This window comes from Peribacillus sp. SIMBA_075 (assembly GCF_046534585.1).
On the sequence record NZ_JAWRYN010000664.1, the window covers coordinates 1 to 270 of the forward strand.

Sequence of the window (270 nt, forward strand, 5' to 3'; positions counted from 1 at the left end):
TGGCGAACTGGCTTAATTTGAAAAAGGGAGGAATCAATATGGCGGCAAAAGATTGGAAAGGAATCGTACAGGAATGGGTCGAGCGCAATCAGCAGCATATCGTCGAGCTGTTGCAAGAACTGGTTCGCTTCAAAAGTGTGAATCCGAATTTTTTGGAACGACCTGAAGCGAGTGAAAGTGACAAACTACAGGAGTTCCTGAAGGATTACTTGCTTTCGATGGGACTTACCGTAGATAAGTGGGATGTATATGAGGGACAACCCAACGTAG

General features: G+C 45.2%; 1 pseudogene. It reads left to right on the forward strand.

Annotated features, from left to right (window positions below):
* Positions 1-38: 38 nt before the first annotated feature.
* Positions 39-270 (forward strand): annotated as a pseudogene (locus tag SB775_RS29845) (hypothetical protein); the annotation flags it as partial.